At 69.9% G+C, this 15386-nt stretch carries 16 protein-coding genes; all 16 read right to left on the bottom strand.

Annotated features, from left to right (window positions below):
• Positions 1 to 35 precede the first annotated feature (35 nt).
• Positions 36 to 335 carry an NADH-quinone oxidoreductase subunit NuoK gene (nuoK, locus tag BLS56_RS21635; RefSeq protein ID WP_091453957.1) on the bottom strand — a complete coding sequence of 100 codons (300 nt, stop codon included), beginning with the start codon at positions 333 to 335 and terminating at the stop codon, positions 36 to 38.
• Positions 332 to 1171: an NADH-quinone oxidoreductase subunit J gene (locus BLS56_RS21630; RefSeq protein WP_091453955.1), complete on the bottom strand. Its 840-nt coding sequence runs from the start codon at positions 1169 to 1171 to the stop codon at positions 332 to 334. The genes nuoK and BLS56_RS21630 overlap by 4 nt, the downstream gene beginning before the upstream one ends.
• Entirely contained in the window at positions 1168 to 1740 is a 573-nt protein-coding gene (gene nuoI, locus BLS56_RS21625) for an NADH-quinone oxidoreductase subunit NuoI (protein ID WP_091453953.1), read from the bottom strand. The genes BLS56_RS21630 and nuoI overlap by 4 nt, the downstream gene beginning before the upstream one ends.
• Complete coding sequence (gene nuoH / locus BLS56_RS21620; RefSeq protein ID WP_091453951.1) at positions 1737 to 3038, bottom strand: NADH-quinone oxidoreductase subunit NuoH; 1302 nt, start codon at positions 3036 to 3038, stop codon at positions 1737 to 1739. Before nuoH ends, nuoI begins: the two co-directional genes overlap by 4 nt.
• Entirely contained in the window at positions 3035 to 5494 is a 2460-nt protein-coding gene (locus BLS56_RS21615) for an NADH-quinone oxidoreductase subunit G (protein WP_091453948.1), read from the bottom strand. Before BLS56_RS21615 ends, nuoH begins: the two co-directional genes overlap by 4 nt.
• Positions 5491 to 6786, bottom strand: a complete 1296-nt coding sequence (gene nuoF, locus BLS56_RS21610) for an NADH-quinone oxidoreductase subunit NuoF (protein WP_091453945.1) — start codon at positions 6784 to 6786, stop codon at positions 5491 to 5493. The genes BLS56_RS21615 and nuoF overlap by 4 nt, the downstream gene beginning before the upstream one ends.
• Positions 6783 to 7676, bottom strand: coding sequence for an NADH-quinone oxidoreductase subunit NuoE (gene nuoE, locus BLS56_RS21605; RefSeq protein ID WP_091453943.1), 894 nt, complete (start codon positions 7674 to 7676; stop codon positions 6783 to 6785). The genes nuoF and nuoE overlap by 4 nt, the downstream gene beginning before the upstream one ends.
• The gene (locus BLS56_RS21600) at positions 7673 to 9004 is read right to left on the bottom strand and encodes an NADH-quinone oxidoreductase subunit D (RefSeq protein WP_091453941.1); all 1332 of its coding nucleotides are present in this window, start codon (positions 9002 to 9004) and stop codon (positions 7673 to 7675) included. Before BLS56_RS21600 ends, nuoE begins: the two co-directional genes overlap by 4 nt.
• Positions 9001 to 9816 carry an NADH-quinone oxidoreductase subunit C gene (locus tag BLS56_RS21595; protein ID WP_091453939.1) on the bottom strand — a complete coding sequence of 272 codons (816 nt, stop codon included), beginning with the start codon at positions 9814 to 9816 and terminating at the stop codon, positions 9001 to 9003. Before BLS56_RS21595 ends, BLS56_RS21600 begins: the two co-directional genes overlap by 4 nt.
• 6 nt (positions 9817 to 9822) lie before the next feature.
• A complete protein-coding gene (locus BLS56_RS21590; RefSeq protein ID WP_091453936.1) occupies positions 9823 to 10371 on the bottom strand; it encodes a NuoB/complex I 20 kDa subunit family protein in 549 nt (182 codons plus the stop codon).
• Positions 10372 to 10404: 33 nt separating this feature from the next.
• Positions 10405 to 10803 carry an NADH-quinone oxidoreductase subunit A gene (locus BLS56_RS21585; protein ID WP_091453934.1) on the bottom strand — a complete coding sequence of 133 codons (399 nt, stop codon included), beginning with the start codon at positions 10801 to 10803 and terminating at the stop codon, positions 10405 to 10407.
• Positions 10804 to 11117: 314 nt separating this feature from the next.
• Positions 11118 to 11882 (bottom strand): ESX secretion-associated protein EspG, encoded by a 765-nt coding sequence (locus BLS56_RS21580; RefSeq protein WP_175482971.1) that lies wholly within the window; start codon positions 11880 to 11882, stop codon positions 11118 to 11120.
• Position 11883: 1 nt separating this feature from the next.
• On the bottom strand, positions 11884 to 13095 hold the full coding sequence (locus tag BLS56_RS31655; protein ID WP_175482970.1) for a hypothetical protein: 1212 nt from the start codon (positions 13093 to 13095) through the stop codon (positions 11884 to 11886).
• Between the two features lie 2 nt (positions 13096 to 13097).
• Complete coding sequence (locus tag BLS56_RS21570) at positions 13098 to 13739, bottom strand: DUF3558 domain-containing protein (RefSeq protein ID WP_228771833.1); 642 nt, start codon at positions 13737 to 13739, stop codon at positions 13098 to 13100.
• A gap of 8 nt (positions 13740 to 13747) precedes the next feature.
• A complete protein-coding gene (locus tag BLS56_RS21565) occupies positions 13748 to 14182 on the bottom strand; it encodes a hypothetical protein (RefSeq protein WP_091453922.1) in 435 nt (144 codons plus the stop codon).
• 557 nt (positions 14183 to 14739) lie between these two features.
• Positions 14740 to 15384: a DUF3558 domain-containing protein gene (locus BLS56_RS21560; RefSeq protein WP_228771832.1), complete on the bottom strand. Its 645-nt coding sequence runs from the start codon at positions 15382 to 15384 to the stop codon at positions 14740 to 14742.
• Positions 15385 to 15386: the final 2 nt, after the last annotated feature.

Below are 15386 nucleotides of genomic sequence, written 5' to 3'. Positions count from 1 at the left end.
TCCCGGCACCGAGATTCCCGTCACGGAAGTGCTCCCTAGTACTTCAGCAGATTGGCGTCGTCGACCGAGGCGGTGCGGCGGGTGCGGAAGATCGACATGATGATCGCGAGGCCGACCACGACCTCGGCGGCGGCGACGACCATCACGAAGAACGCCATCACCTGGCCGGAGAGGGTGCCGTTGATCCGCGCGAAGGTCACCAGCGTCAGGTTCACCGCGTTGAGCATCAGCTCGACGCACATGAACACGACGATCGCGTTGCGGCGCACCAGCACGCCCACCGCGCCGATGGTGAACAGCAGCGCGGACAGCAACAGGTAGTACGACGGTGTCACGGGAGGTCCTCCTTGCCCGGTGCGAGCGCGCGGGCGTCGGGGCCGGGCAGGGCGCCCGCGACGGCCTCGCGCTCGGAGTCCAGCTTCTCGGCCGCGGTGGCCTCGATGAGCCGCGACAGCGACTCGGGCGCGACCGAGCCGTCCGGCAGCAGCGCCGGGGTGGCCACCGAGTTCGATGTGGCGAACACGCCGGGGCCGGGCAGCGGCGACGGGCGGTCGTGCTCGCCGCGGAAGCGGGCCTCGACGGTTTCCTTCTGCGTCTTCTTGCCGCGCTGGTGGCGGTCGACGTAGCCGAGGACCATCGCGCCGATGGCCGCGGTGATCAGCAGCGCCGAGGTCAGCTCGAACGGGAACAGGTAGTCGGTGAAGATCTTGTCGCCGATGTTGGCGACGTTGCCCCTGCCGCCGTTCGCCTCGTCGCCGGAAAGCCCGACAGGCCGCACGTCGGTCAGCGAGCGGGCGACCGCGCCGACGATCAGCACGGCGAGCCCGACGCCGAGCACGCCCGCCCACAGCCGCTGGCCGCGCAGCACCTCGACCACCGAGTCCGATGAGTCGCGGCCGACCAGCATCAGCACGAACAGGAACAGCATCATGATCGCGCCGGTGTAGACGATGATCTGCACGAAGCCCAGGAACGGCGCTTGCTGCACCAGGTAGATCACGCCGAGGCTGAGCATCGTCAGCACCAGGAACAGCGCCGAGTGCACCGCGTTGCGGGCGAAGATCATGCCAAGGCCGCCCGCGAGGGCCAGCGGCCCCAGGATCCAGAACGCGATGGCCTCACCGGTCGTGACGGTGGCAGCGGCGTCTTGCGCCAGCAGCAGCGCGCTCACTTGACCTCCTCCTGGACCGCGCCTTGGCTACTGTGCTGATGACTCGACCCCGCAAGCGGCTCTCGCGCCAGCTCAGGACCCTTGACGTAGTAGTCCTGCTCGGTCTCGCCGAGGCGCATCGGGTGCGGCGGCTGCTCCATGCCCGGCAGCAGCGGCGCGAGCAGCTGCTCCTTGGTGTAGATGAGCCGCTGCCGGTCGTCGTCGGCGAGCTCGAAGTCGTTGAGCATGGTCAGCGACCGGGTGGGGCATGCCTCGATGCACAGGCCGCAGCCGATGCAGCGCAGGTAGTTGATCTGGTAGTCGGCGCCGTAGCGCTCCCCCGGCGAGTACCGCTCGTCGTCGGTGTTGTCGCCGCCCTCCACGAAGATCGCGTCCGCCGGGCAGGCCCACGCGCACAGCTCGCAGCCGACGCACTTCTCCAGCCCGTCCGGGTGCCGGTTGAGCTGGTGGCGGCCGTGGTAGCGGGGGGCGGTGCCGGGGAAGTCCTCCGGGTACTCCTCGGTCACGACCTTCTTGAACATCGTGCTGAAGGTGACGCCGAAGCCCTTCAACGGGTCGAAGATGCTCACTTCTTGGACTCCTTCGCCGAAGTCGACCCGACGGCGGCCGGTTCGCGCTTGCGCCGCGTGCGGGCGGGCTTGGCCGGGGTCTTGCTCGGGATCGTGAGGTCGAGCGGTGGGACGGGGTAGCCGCCGCCGGTGACCGGGACCTGGTTCTCGTCCTCGGCGGGCGCGGCGCGGTCGGGCAGCAGGAAGCTGAGCCCGATGAGGACCACCAGCACGATGCCGCCCGAGATCAGGATCGTGCCCGCGGAGATCTCGCCCTCGCTGCGGAACGCCCGCAGGGCGACCACCAGCACGATCCACACCAGGTTCGCCGGGACCAGGACCTTCCAGCCCAGCCGCATGAACTGGTCGTAGCGCATCCGGGGCAGCGTGCCGCGCAGCCAGATGAACACGAACAGGAACACCCAGGTCTTGCCGAAGAACCACAGCAGCGGCCACCAGCCGCTGTTGAAGTAGTTGTCGTTGATCAGCGAGATCGGCCACGGGGCCATGTACCCGCCGAGGAACAGCGTCGTGGCCATGGCCGAGACGATGACCATGTTGACGTACTCGGCGAGGAAGAACAGCGCGAACTTCATCGAGCTGTACTCGGTGTGGAAGCCGCCGACGAGCTCCGACTCGGCCTCGGGGAGGTCGAACGGGGCGCGGTTGGTCTCGCCGATCATCGACACGAAGAAGATGGCGAAGCTGGGGAACAGCAGGTAGAAGTACCAGCCGCTCGCTTGCGCTGCCACGATGTCGCCGGTGGACAGCGAGCCCGCGTAGAGGATGACCGCGACGATGGACAGGCCCATCGCGATCTCGTAGGAGATCACCTGCGCCGCCGAGCGCAGCCCGCCGAGCAGCGGGTACGGCGAGCCGGACGACCAGCCCGCGAGCACGATGCCGTAGACGCCCATCGACGAGCAGGCCAGCACGACCAGCACGCCGACCGGCAGGTCGACCAGTTGCAGCACGGTGCGCTCGCCGAAGATCGAGACCTCCGGGCCGAACGGGATCACCGAGAAGGCCAGGAACGCCGGGATCGTGGCCATGATCGGCGCCAGGAAGTACACCTTCCGGTCGGCCGTGTCCGGGATGATCTGCTCCTTGAACGGCAGCTTGATCGCGTCCGCGAGGGACTGGAACCAGCCGTTCGGGCCGACCCGGTTGGGGCCGGGGCGGTGCTGCATCCTGGCGACGATCTTGCGCTCTAGAATGATCATGGCCATGGTGGCGAGCGCGCCGAGCGCCAGCAGCGCCACGGCCTTGATCAGGATCAGCCAGAGCGGGTCGTCGGCGAGCAGTTCGGCGCGGGTCATGCGTTGCCTCCACTTACTGACACCACGGCGCCGTGCCCGACGCCGAGGACCCGGCGCACGGCTGAGGGCCCGGAGTTGCCGGGCAGCCAGACCACGCCGTCGGGCAGGTCGGCGACCTCGATCGGGACGGTGACCGTGCCCCGGTCGGTCGAGACGGCCACCGTGCCGGTGACCGGGACGCGCAGCGCCGTCGCGGTCTTGAGCGAGAGCCGGGCCACGACCGGGCGGGCGGTGCCCGCCAGGTGCGGCTCGCCGTCTTGCAGCGACCCGTCGTCCAGCAGCATCCGCCAGCTCGCCAGCACGGCCTGCCCGACGCCGGGGGCGAGCGCGGCGGCCGAGGCGGCCGCGCTGGACGGGGACTCGTTCGGGGCCTTGGCGGTGCGGGCGACGGCGGGCAGCCTGGCCAGGTCGGCCGCGCTGGCGGCCGGGGTCTGGGTGAACAGGTCGACGTCCATCTCCACGGCGAGCGAGTCCAGCACCCGGCAGTCCGGCAGCGCGCCGGTGCCTTCCAGGGTGCTGGCGAACTCGCGGCGGCGGCCCTCCCAGTTGAGGTAGCTGCCGGACTTCTCCGCGGCCGGGGCGATCGGCAGCACCACGTCGGCGTGCGCGGTGACCGCGCTGTGCCGAAGTTCCAGGCTCACCACGAACCCGACCGTCTTGAGCGCCCGCTCGGCCAGCACCGGGTCAGCGAGGTCGTACGGGTCGACACCGCCGACGACGAGCGCGTCGAGCTGGTAGGCCGCGGCGGCGGCCAGGATCTCGTCGGTGTCGCGGCCGGTCAGGCTGGGCAGCGCGCCCTCGGCCATGCCCCACACCTGCTCGACCACCGCGCGGGCCTTGGCGTCGGAGACCAGCCGCCCGCCGGGGAGCAGCGTCGGCGCCGCGCCCGCGTCGAGCGCGCCCCGCTCGCCTGCGCGCCGAGGAATCCAGGCGACCTTGGCCCCGGTCGACCGCGCGAGCCGCAGGACGGCGCTGAGCAGGCCGGGCACCGTCGCCGCGCGCTCGCCGACCAGGATGACCGCGCCCGGCTTCGCCAGCGCTTCGGCGGCGTCCTCGGGCAGGGTGGCCAGCGCGCCGGGCTCGCCGCCGGGCACGCAGTGGATCAGCGTGGCGTTGGTCTTCTCGACGCTCGGGCTCGTCCACTGTCCGATGTGGAAGACCTGGGTGCGGTTCTTGCGGGCCGCCTTGCGCAGCCGCAGGAACACGATCGGCGATTCCTCTTCTGCCTCGAACGCCACGGCGAGGACCGCGGGGGCGCGCTCGATGTCGGCGTAGGACGCCCCGGTCTCCGGGGTGGACCCGACGACCGTGGACGCCAGGAAGTCCAGTTCCTCCGCGGAGTGCGGGCGGGCGCGGAAGTCGATGTCGTTGGTGCGCAACGCGATGCGGGCGAACTTGCCGTAGGCGTACGCGTCCTCGACGGTCAACCGGCCGCCGGTCAGCACGGCCGCGCCCTTGCCGTCGCGGGCGGCGACCAGGCCATCGGCCGCGATCCGCAGCGCCTCGGTCCAGCTCGACTCGACCAGCTCACCGGTCTTGGCGTCGCGCACCAGCGGGCGGGTGATCCGGTCGCCCGCGCCCGCGTAGCGGAACGCGAAGCGGCCCTTGTCGCAGGTCCACTCCTCGTTCACGGCCGCGTCGTCGCCAGCGAGCCGCCGCATGACCTTGCCGCGCCGCCAGTCCGAGCGGGTCGCGCAGCCGGACGCGCAGTGCTCGCACACGCCGTCGGTCGAGACCAGGTCGAACGGGCGGGAGCGGAACCGGTACGCGGCGCTGGTGAGCGCGCCCACCGGGCAGATCTGGATGGTGTTGCCGGAGAAGTACGACTGGAACGGCTTCTCCTCGGCGATGCCGATCTGCTGCTGCGCGCCGCGTTCGAGCAGCTCGATGAACGGGTCTCCGGCGATCTGCGACGAGAACCGGGTGCAGCGCTGGCACAGCACGCAGCGCTCGCGGTCGAGCAGCACCTGCGTGGAGATCGGCAGCGGCTTCGGGAACGTCCGCTTGGTCTCCACGAACCGGGACTCCGTGCGGCCGTGGGCCATCGCCTGGTTCTGCAGCGGGCACTCGCCGCCCTTGTCGCAGATCGGGCAGTCGAGCGGGTGGTTGATGAGCAGCAACTCCATCACGCCCTGCTGCGCCTTGTCCGCGACCGGCGAGGTGACCTGGGTCTTGACCACCATGCCGTCGGCGACGGTGATCGTGCAGGAGGCCTGCGGCTTGGGCATCGGCCGCCCGCCCATCTCGACCTCGACCAGGCACTGGCGGCACGCGCCAGCCGGTTCGAGCAGCGGGTGGTCGCAGAACCGGGGAATCTGGATGCCCAGCCGCTCGGCGGTGCGGATCACCAGCTCGCCCTTGGGCGCGACGACCTCGGCCCCGTCGACGGTGAGCCGCACATGCCCTTCCGGCACGGGTGGCTTCTCCACTGAGGTGTTCTCCGGCGCGATCGTCATGAGTGCGCTCCCACATAAGCCCCGCGGTTCTGCTCGCACAGGGCGAGGAACTCGTCGCGGAAGTACTTGATGCCGCTGGTGATCGGGCTGACCGCGCCGTCGCCGAGCGCGCAGAACGACCGGCCCAGCACGTTGTCGCAGATGTCGAGCAGGGTGTCGATGTCGGCCTCGGTGCCCCGGCCCTCGACCATCCGCTCCAGGATTCCGGCCAGCCAGTAGGTGCCCTCCCGGCACGGCGTGCACTTGCCGCACGACTCGTGCTCGTAGAACTGGGTCCACTTCATGACCGCCCACGGCACCGACACGGTCTCGTTGAAGACCATGACCGCCGTGGTGCCCAGCATCGACCCGGCCGCCGCCGCGCCCTCGAAGTCCAGCGGGACGTCCAGGTGCTCGGTGGTGAACATCGGGGTGGACGACCCGCCCGGGGTCCAGAACTTGAGCGGGATGCCGTCCTTCATGCCGCCCGCGAGCTCCAGCAGCTCGCGCAGCGTGGTACCGAGCGGAGCCTCGTACTGGCCGGGCTTGCTGACGTGGCCGGAGATCGAGTAGATCTTCGGGCCGGGCGACTTCTCCGTGCCCATGGTGCGGAACCAGTCGGCGCCGCCGTTGACGATGAACGGCACGCTGGCGATGGTCTCGACGTTGTTGACCGTCGTCGGCGCGGCGTAGAGGCCAGCCGCGGCGGGGAACGGCGGCTTGAGCCGCGGCTGGCCTCGGCGGCCCTCCAGCGAGTCGAGCAGCGCGGTTTCCTCACCGCAGATGTAGGCGCCCGCGCCCGCGTGCACGGTGATCTCCAGGTCGAACCCGGAGTCGAGGATGTTCTCGCCCAGGTACCCGGCGGCGTGCGCCTCCCGGATCGCGGCGTTGAGCCTGCGGATGCAGTGCAGGGCCTCGCCGCGCACGTAGATGAAGCAGTGGTGCGACCGCATCGCGTACGACGCGATAATGCAGCCCTCGATGAGCGAGTGCGGGTCGGCCATCATCAGCGGGATGTCCTTGCACGTGCCCGGCTCGCCCTCGTCGGCGTTGATCACCAGGTAGTGCGGCTTGTCCTCGTTGGGCGGCATGAACGACCACTTGATGCCCGCCGGGAAGCCCGCCCCGCCCCGGCCGCGCAGGCCGGAGTCCTTGACGAGCTGCACCAGCTGCTCGGGCGTGCCCTTGAGCGCCTTGCGCAAGGCGGTGTAGCCCTCCAGCTGCTCGTAGGTCTTGATGGACCACGAGGTCGGCGACAGCCACCGCTTGGTCAGCACCGGGGTGACCGGCGCGGGCTTGTTCGGAGTGGTCATTTCTTCTCCCCTCCGCTCATGCTCGAACCCGCACGCGGTTCTTCGGCAGGCAGAGGCGCGTTCGGCATCGGCGGAGCCGTCCAGCTGTTGGCCTCGGCCAGCGCCGCGCCCCGCAGCGTCTCGACCGCCGCCGACGGACCGTCCACGGTGGACCGGTAGCTCTCCTCGTCCTCCGGCCAGAACCCGGCCAGCTCCAGTTCCGCCGTGCGGAAGTCGCGCAGCGGCGCGCCCCGGGTCGGCGCGGGCCGCTCCCCCTTGCGCAGCGCGTCGACCAGCGCGACCGCCGACTCCGGGGTCTGGTTGTCGAAGTACTCGTAGTTGACCTGGATGACCGGGCCCAGGTCGCACGCGGCCAGGCACTCGGCGTGCTCCAGGGTGATCGAGCCGGGCGCGCCCGGCTCCCCCGCGGTCTCGTTGTGCCCCAGGCGCTTGCCGTCCTCGCCCAGGTGCTCGCCGAGCGTGCGGTAGATGTCGTCGCCGCCCAGGACCGCGCACAGGGTGTTGGTGCAGACGCTGACCAGGTGCTCGCCGCACGTCTTGCGCTTGTACATCGTGTAGAACGTCGCCACCGCGCTGACTTCCGCCGGGGTCAGGCTCAGCTGCCGCGCGCAGAACTGGATGCCCGCCTGGCTCACCCGGCCCTCCACCGACTGCACCAGGTGCAGCATCGGCAGCAGCGCCGACCGCGACTGCGGGTAGCGGGCGATGATCTGCCCGGCTTTTTCCACGATGTCGGCGTCGAACACGCTCAGGTCTTCCGCGACATCGGTCACCAGGTGCTCGGCGGGCACCGGGGCCACGCCGGTGACGTCGGTGTCGCCCACCGTCGCCTGGTGCGTCTGCCCGGCGCCGACACTGGAGCCGCCATAAGTCGAACCGGTGCTGCTCAACGGTCACACCCCCCCATCACAGGATCGAGCGAGGCGACGGCCGCGATCACGTCGGCGAGCATCCCGCCCTCGGACATCGCGGGCATCGCCTGCAGGTTCACGAAGCTGGGCTCGCGCACGTGCACGCGCACCGGCCGGGTGCCGCCGTCGGACACCACGTGGTAGCCCAGCTCGCCGCGCGGCGACTCGACCGGCACGTAGACCTGGCCCGCCGGGACCTGGAAGCCCTCGGTGACCAGCTTGAAGTGGTGGATCAGCGACTCCATCGACTGGCCCATGATCTTGCGGACGTGGTCGAGGGAGTTGCCCATGCCGTCCGCGCCGATGGTCAGCTTCGCGGGCCAGGCGATCTTCTGGTCCTCGACCATCACCGGGCCCGGTTCGAGCTTCTTGAGCGCCTGGTTGATGATCCGCAGCGACTGGTGGATCTCGTCCAGGCGCAGCAGGTACCGGGCGAACGAGTCGGCGTCGTTCGAGGTCGGGACCTCGAAGTCGTACTCCTCGTAGCCCAGGTACGGCTCGACCTTGCGCAGGTCCCAGGCCAGGCCAGCCGAGCGCAGCACCGGGCCGGTGATGCCCAGCGCCAGGCACGCGTCGACCGGGAGGTACCCGACGTCCTTGAGCCGGTTGCGCCAGATCGGCTGGCCGGTCAGCAGCTTGTCGTAGTCGGGCAGGCGCTTGGTCATGGTCCGCAGGAACTCTTTGACCTTGACCTCGTAGCCGTCCGGCAGGTCCTGCGCGACGCCGCCGGGGCGGATGAACGCGTGGTTCATCCGCAGGCCGGTCAGGAACTCCAGCAGGTGCAGCGCTTCCTCGCGCTCGCGGAAACCGGAGGTCATCGCCGTCAGCGAGCCCAGCTCCATGCCGCCGGTGGCCAGCGCGACCAGGTGCGAGCTGATCCGGTTGATCTCCAGCAGCAGCACCCGGATCACCTGCGCGCGGCGCGGGGCCTCGACGCCCAGCAGCTTCTCCACCGCCAGGCAGTACGCGGCCTCGTTGGACAGCGGCGCCAGGTAGTCCATCCGCGTCACGAACGTGACGCCCTGGGTCCAGGTGCGGTACTCGCAGTTCTTCTCGATGCCGGTGTGCAGGTAGCCGATCACCGAGCGGGCCTGGGTGACCGTCTCGCCCTCCAGTTCGAGGACCAGGCGCAGCACGCCGTGCGTGGACGGGTGCTGCGGCCCCAGGTTGACGATGATGCGCTCGTCGTGGGTCGCGTCGTCCAGGACGGTGTCCCAGTCGCCGCCGGTGACCGTGTAGACCCGGCCCTCGGTGGTCTCGCGCTCGGCTGCGTCCTGGATGTCTTGAATGGACTCGTTGGTGGTCACGAGTACGACCTCCGCTGGTCGGGCGGAGGGATCTCCGCGCCCTTGTACTCCACGGGGATGCCGCCGAGCGGGTAGTCCTTGCGCTGCGGGTGGCCGTCCCAGTCGTCCGGCATGAGGATGCGGGTCAGCGCGGGGTGGCCGTCGTAGACGATGCCGAACATGTCCCACGCCTCGCGCTCGTGCCAGTCGGCGGTCGGGTAGACCTCGACGACCGAGGGCACGTGCGGGTCGTCCACATCGACGGCGACCTCCAGCCGGATGCGGCGGCGGAACGTCATGGACGTCAGGTGGTAGACCGAATGAAGACGTTGTGGCACGTCTGCGCCATCACTCAGGCCGTAGTCCACGCCGGACACCGAGCTGCACAGCTCGAAGCGCAGCGCGGGCTCGTCGCGCAGCGCCCAGCACAGCGCGACCAGGTGCTCGCGGCTCACGTAGCAGGTGATCTCGCCGCGGTCGACGGTCACCTGCTGGATCGCGGCCTTGGGGATCTCGCGCCGGGCCATGGCGGCGGCGAGGTCGTCGGCGAACTCGTCGAACCAGCCGCCGTAGGGCCGCTCCGCGGGCGGCGGGCTGTACGCGGGCAGGCGCAGGCCGCCGAAGCCGGACGTGTCGCCGGTGCCCGCGACGTTGAACATGCCCTTGCGGGTGCGGCCAGCGGTGACCGGCCGCGGCTCGACGGGCTCGCGGTGCTCGGCGATGCCCGCGTCGGGCTCGATGCCCGTGTCCGGGCGCTGCGCGGTGGAGTTCTCGTCGCCGATCTGCTGACCGGGGACGTCTGCCTGGGGCGTGGTGGGTTTGTCGTCAGCCATTCCGGGTCACTTCTTCGCGAATTTGACCGAGGACGCGATCAGCTCCGTGCGGGCGCCGCTGGCGGCCCGGATCGCGGCGCGGGTCGCGTTGATCGGCTCGTCCTGGATCTTGGCGTGCAGCTTGAGGATCGCGTCGAGCAGCATCTCCGGCCGCGGCGGGCACCCCGGCAGGTACATGTCGACCGGCACGATGTGGTCGACGCCCTGCACCACGGCGTAGTTGTTGAACATGCCGCCCGACGACGCGCACACGCCCATCGCCAGCACCCAGCGCGGCTCGGCCATCTGGTCGTAGATCTGGCGCAGCACCGGGGCCATCTTGTTGGTGACCCGCCCGGCGACGATCATCAGGTCGGCCTGCCGCGGCGACGCGCGGAACGCCTCCATGCCGAACCGGGCGATGTCGTAGCGCGGCCCGCCGGTCGTCATCATCTCGATGGCGCAGCACGCGAGCCCGAACGTGGCAGGCCACAGCGAGTTCTTGCGGCCCCAGTTCACCAGCTTCTCCAAGCTGGCCAGCATGATGCCGTTGGGGAGCTTCTCCTCGATACCCATGACGTCTGCCTCCCTTCCCCCACCGTCAGTCAGTCAGTTCCAGTCGAGACCGCCGCGCCGCCACACGTAGGCGTACGCGAACCCGACTGTCGCGATGAACAAGAAGATCTCGACCAGCCCGAAAATCCCCAGCGCGTCCGCCGTGACCGCGAACGGGTAGAGGAACACCATCTCGATGTCGAACAGGATGAACAACATGGCCGTCAGGTAGTACGCGACCGGCACGCGCCCCCCGCCGATCACCGGCTGCGGCGACGGCTCGATCCCGCACTCGTACGCCTCGAACTTCGCGCGGTTGTACCGCCGGGGCCCGAGCAGCGGGCCGAGCAGCGCGGAGAACACGGCGAACGCCGCCGCCAGGGCGAACATCACCACCAGGGGCAGGTAGACCGCCAAGTTCGACGACACATCCGAAGACTGGGCTACGAGCATGGGCACCTTCGTCGTCCTTTCCCGCGTCCTCCGGTCGGAACCCTATGGGGCATGAGTCACACCACCGGTTGTTAGGCAGTCCTAACCATTCGCGCGGTGTTTGTGAAAACATTCACAAGCCCGGCCAGCCGAGTTGTGAACCTCTTCACAAGCACCGAACCCCAGTGTAGGACGTTGCTCACAGCACGAATTCCGCCCCCCAGCGCAACGCTGTGTGAACACCCGAGATCACCACGCGACAGAGTTCGCCTCGCCGCCGCCCGACACGCCACTGTCGGTCGGACTCCGCTGTCTCCTCGCGTGAATGCCCCTGGCTAACGGGTCAAGGCGCGCCACATCTCCCGCAGCCTGCCGACCACCGCGGGCCGGTCGCCGGGCGCGAACACCACCCGGGAACCGTCATTCGGCGGCGTGTAGTTGAGCCACCGCCCCTGGACGGTGTCGGCGACGCGCAGGGGCTGCCTGACCGCCGACCGGCGACCGCCGCCGTCGCGCACCGCGACATAGAGCTGGCCACCGCCGGTCACCGGCAGCGCCGTGATCCGCTGGGCGAGACGGATGTCCGCCCCGACCTGCCGAATCCCCACACCCGCCGCGGTGTGCCGCTGACCGGCCGCGGCGGCCCGCATCTCGTCCGCGACGACCGTCACCGCCTGCCCGCGAGCGGGCGGCGTGTCCGGGGTCTGGGCCGCGAGGACGTCCGGCAGCCGGTCCGGGTCGACCTGGGCCAGGGTCACCGTGTCCCGGTCACGGACCGCGAGCACGGCGTCGCGCCCGATCGCGGCGACCAGCGCGGCCACCTCCCGGTCACCGGCGCGGTACCAGCCGTAGAACTCGACGGCGGGCCTGCACAGCACCGTGAACGTCGCCGCGAGGTCCGCGTCGAGCCGACCCCGGCGGTCGACACCGCCCACCCTCGCGATCTCGGCGCGGGCCGCCGCGCCCGCCGCCCGCTCCTCCGCGTCCGGCCGCCACCGCGCGGCGGGCTCAAGCACGAGCGGGAGACGGCCGATCGATTCGTCGCGGACGACACGGGCCAACCCGCTCGCCGACAGGACCACAGGTCGGTTCAGGGTCATGTCAGGCCCCGATGACCGGCGGCGCGGTGATCTCGTCGGTGCCGAACACACTGTCGGGATCATGCTCTTGCAGGAACGACGGAGAGGCGTGCTCTTCGTCCTCGCCCCCTTGGCCGCGGCCGCCGCCGCCACCGCCCATCGGCGCGCCGCCCGCGCCACGCCCGCCAGCGCCGCCACGCCCGGCCGCCGCGTCGGCCGCCGCCGCACCGGCCACCGGGCCCGCGCCGGTCCGACCGCCGACCGGGCGGCCCTGCTCGCCGTGCGCGCCCGCGCCGGGCACACCGCCGCCCGGCGTGCCGCGCCCACCGGCCCCGACGCCACCGGCTCCGCCCCCGCCGCCGACCGGCCCGAACCCGGGCCCGAACCCCGCGCCGAACCCCTGCCCGAACCCCTGGTTCTGACCGGGGTTCTGACCGGCCTGGCCGCCTTGGTGGTAGCCACCGCCCAAGCCGGGCGCGCCCTGGTTGCCCTGGCCGAGCCCGCTGGGCGAAGTGCCCGTCCCCGGCGTCGGCGCGACCCCACCCGGCGGCAGCGAACCACCGCCACCACCTCCGGGCTGACCCCCACCAGGCGGCGGCTGGTGACCACCACCCGGTCCCCCGCCGTCCCCGCCGGTGAACCCCGGCGACCCCGTGGTGCGCCCCCGGACCGGCGAGTCGTCCCCGCCGCGGTCGGTCGGGGCGGGCTCGACGGAAGAGATTCCGGCCATGTCGGTCGCCAGAGTGCCGTAGGCGCTGGGCATACCGCCGGTGTTGTGGGCTGAGGCGTCCGAATAGCCCTGCATGACGGAAACGTTGTGGTCGTTGGCGGCGTTGAACTCCCGCACCTGGTTCTCGTACGTGTCACTCGCCCCGCCGAAGCTCGTGACGTTGTCCCAGATTCCCGGCTCCTGCGGCTGCTGTGGAATCGGCTGCACGGAGTTCTTGGCATTGTTGAAGGAATCGACCTGCCGACTGGTCAGATCCTTGACCGTGCCCAGGTCCTGCCCCGCGAGTTCATGCTCGACCGCCAACGGCCCAGCACCCCGCCGCGCCGCCCCCGCCGAGTCCCCTTGCCACACCGCCTCCATGGCATTGGTCAGATCCCGAACGGCCTGCGCGCGCTCGGCGTACTCGACCTTGACCTCCTCGACCATTCTTGCGGCCTGACTGAGCCGTTCAGTGCCGCGCGCGTTGGCGAAATTGTCGTAAATCTGCTGACCAGTCAAACCCATGGTCAAGCACCCTTCATGGTCGTCAGCGCCGCGGCCGCCATGTCCCTGACCTGATCACAGGCCTGCGGACCGGGTCCGCCCTGGCGAATAATGCTGAACGCCAGGGTGTCCGTGAGACCGACCACGATCCCGCAGAACCCCAAACCGCGACGGTCCTGCTTCCCCACGTCGAAATGCGCTGCCGGGTACCCGCCCACCTCGATCGGCTCGAAGTACGCCCATCGCTTGCGCTCGCGGTAGTAGTCGGACAACCCGTACTTGTTCTTGTCCGGGAACAGCAGATTGAAGTCGCCCTTGCGGTCCAGCGGCTCCCAACTGCACGACGGGCCCGCGGCCTCGAAGGTGGAACCGGACGTCACCGGCTCACCTGTCGGATTCACCTCGAACGGAACCAACTGCTCCGGGGTGAGCACCGTGCACGGAGCCGCCAGGTACTTGGTCGCGTCGATCGGCGCGGGCACCCGAGGCGCCTCAAAACCAACCCCGGTCGAACTCGGCGCGCCACCGGACGTGGCGGGCGAAGAACTACGCCCCCCACCCGAACCCGCACTGGCATCCGGAGTCCCGGAAACAGGACTCGTACACCCCGCCAACACCACACAACACACGACACCCACGAGCCCGACACCGGCACGAACACCCATGAGCACGATCATCCCCCATCCCCGAGACGCAGAGCGTCGGCATTGCCACCCTCAGTCGCCGCATACGCATCCCGCGCCGCAGTCAGCTTGTCGATGTACCCCTGGGCGTAAGTCCACATCGCGGTGTTGTGCCGCACAGCCTCCTCCAAGCTGGCCACAGTCGCCGCCGCCTGATCCGTGCTGGCCTGATCGTCAGCAGGCGGCTCGACTATCTGGGCCGCCACTCCCAACTTCTTGCCGCTGTCCTCGATCTTGTCCCGGACATCCTGCCACCGCCTGATCAGGCTCTCGAACTCGTCCAGGCTCGTGATGTTGTAGTGACCGCCCTCACCGCCACCACCCGCGACGATCTCAGGCTGGGCGCCGAACAGCCTCGGCACCGACTCCGCGAAGGTGGTCACGGCGACCTCCAAGTCGATCTGCTGATCGACCGTCAACTCCACCGGAGTCCCCTCGCCCGCATCCGATCCCTCCGGCATCCCCCGGCCTCCCACCCTCGACACACCAGCGAGTGGGAATCCTAGCGATCATGCGCGCACGGCAAGCCACCATTCACCGGATCACCCCAACCAGACTCCCAAGACTGACAAGGGAACCCGGTCAGAGGCTGGGGGCGACCTTGGTGGCCGCGGCAGGCTTGCCTCCGACGCCCTGGGCCGACCTGATCCTGACCGCCCACGAACGCCTACACAACCTGCCCCGACTGGCCTGACCAGCAAGAACCCCATCCCCACGAGCACACACGCACCACAATCGGACAGTGGAACCCGACGACACCCAGTCGACAACAGGCCACCGCGACGACCCCGGACACCGAAAGGAGCACCCGCAACGTCCAACCGGTCACACACTCAAGCCAAGCCGCCACCCGCACGAAAGATCCGGGCTAGTGGCGTATTCGCCTTGGACTTCCTCCACGATGGCCGCGGCCTGACTGAGCCGCTCGGTACCACGCGCGTTGGCGAAGTTCTCGTAGACCTGCTGACCAGTCCACCCCATGTCAAGCGCCCTTCATGGTCGTCAGCGCCGCCGCGGCCATGTCCCTGACCTGATCACACGCCCGGGGACCCGGCCCGTTCTGGCGTGACACGCTGAACGCCAGGGTGTCGGTGAGACCGACCACGATCGAGCAGAACCCCTGACCACGTAGATCCTTCGACCCTGTGTCGAAGTACGCGGCCGGATACCCGCCCACCTCTATCGGCTCGAAAAACGCCCACCGCTTCTTTTCGCGGTAGTAATCGGACAACCCATACTCGTTCTTGTCCGCGAACAAGAGATTGAAGTCGCCCTTGCGGTCCACCGGCTCCCAACTGCACGACGGACCCACAACCTCGAAGGTGGAACCGGACGTCACCGGCTCACCTGTCAAGTTCACCTCGAACGGAGCCAACTGCTCCGGGGTGAGCACCGTGCACGGAGCCGCCAGGTACTTGGTCGCGTCGATCGCCGCGGGCACCCGGGGAGCCTCGAAACCAATCCCCCCAGTCGTACTCGGCGCACTGCTGGGGGCGGCGGGCGAAGAACTACGCCCCCCACCCGAACCAGCACTGGCATCCGGAGTCCCGGAAACAGGACTCGTGCACCCCGCCAACACCGCACAACACACGACACCCGCGAAACCGACACCGGCACGAACACCCATGA

The sequence above is a fragment of the Actinokineospora iranica genome (genome assembly GCF_900101685.1).
Classification (GTDB): domain Bacteria; phylum Actinomycetota; class Actinomycetes; order Mycobacteriales; family Pseudonocardiaceae; genus Actinokineospora; species Actinokineospora iranica.
This window is presented reverse-complemented; position numbering and strand designations above follow the sequence as displayed.

Coding starts and splice junctions, on each gene's coding strand:
- BLS56_RS21580 (WP_175482971.1), bottom strand. CDS start 11,882: ATGACCCTGAACCGACCTGTGGTCCTGTCGGCGAGCGGGTTGGCCCGT.
- BLS56_RS21585 (WP_091453934.1), bottom strand. CDS start 10,803: ATGCTCGTAGCCCAGTCTTCGGATGTGTCGTCGAACTTGGCGGTCTAC.
- BLS56_RS21615 (WP_091453948.1), bottom strand. CDS start 5,494: ATGACGATCGCGCCGGAGAACACCTCAGTGGAGAAGCCACCCGTGCCG.
- BLS56_RS21595 (WP_091453939.1), bottom strand. CDS start 9,816: ATGGCTGACGACAAACCCACCACGCCCCAGGCAGACGTCCCCGGTCAG.
- BLS56_RS31655 (WP_175482970.1), bottom strand. CDS start 13,095: ATGGGTTTGACTGGTCAGCAGATTTACGACAATTTCGCCAACGCGCGC.
- nuoH (WP_091453951.1), bottom strand. CDS start 3,038: ATGACCCGCGCCGAACTGCTCGCCGACGACCCGCTCTGGCTGATCCTG.
- BLS56_RS21560 (WP_228771832.1), bottom strand. CDS start 15,384: ATGGGTGTTCGTGCCGGTGTCGGTTTCGCGGGTGTCGTGTGTTGTGCG.
- nuoF (WP_091453945.1), bottom strand. CDS start 6,786: ATGACCACTCCGAACAAGCCCGCGCCGGTCACCCCGGTGCTGACCAAG.
- BLS56_RS21570 (WP_228771833.1), bottom strand. CDS start 13,739: ATGGGTGTTCGTGCCGGTGTCGGGCTCGTGGGTGTCGTGTGTTGTGTG.
- BLS56_RS21590 (WP_091453936.1), bottom strand. CDS start 10,371: ATGGGTATCGAGGAGAAGCTCCCCAACGGCATCATGCTGGCCAGCTTG.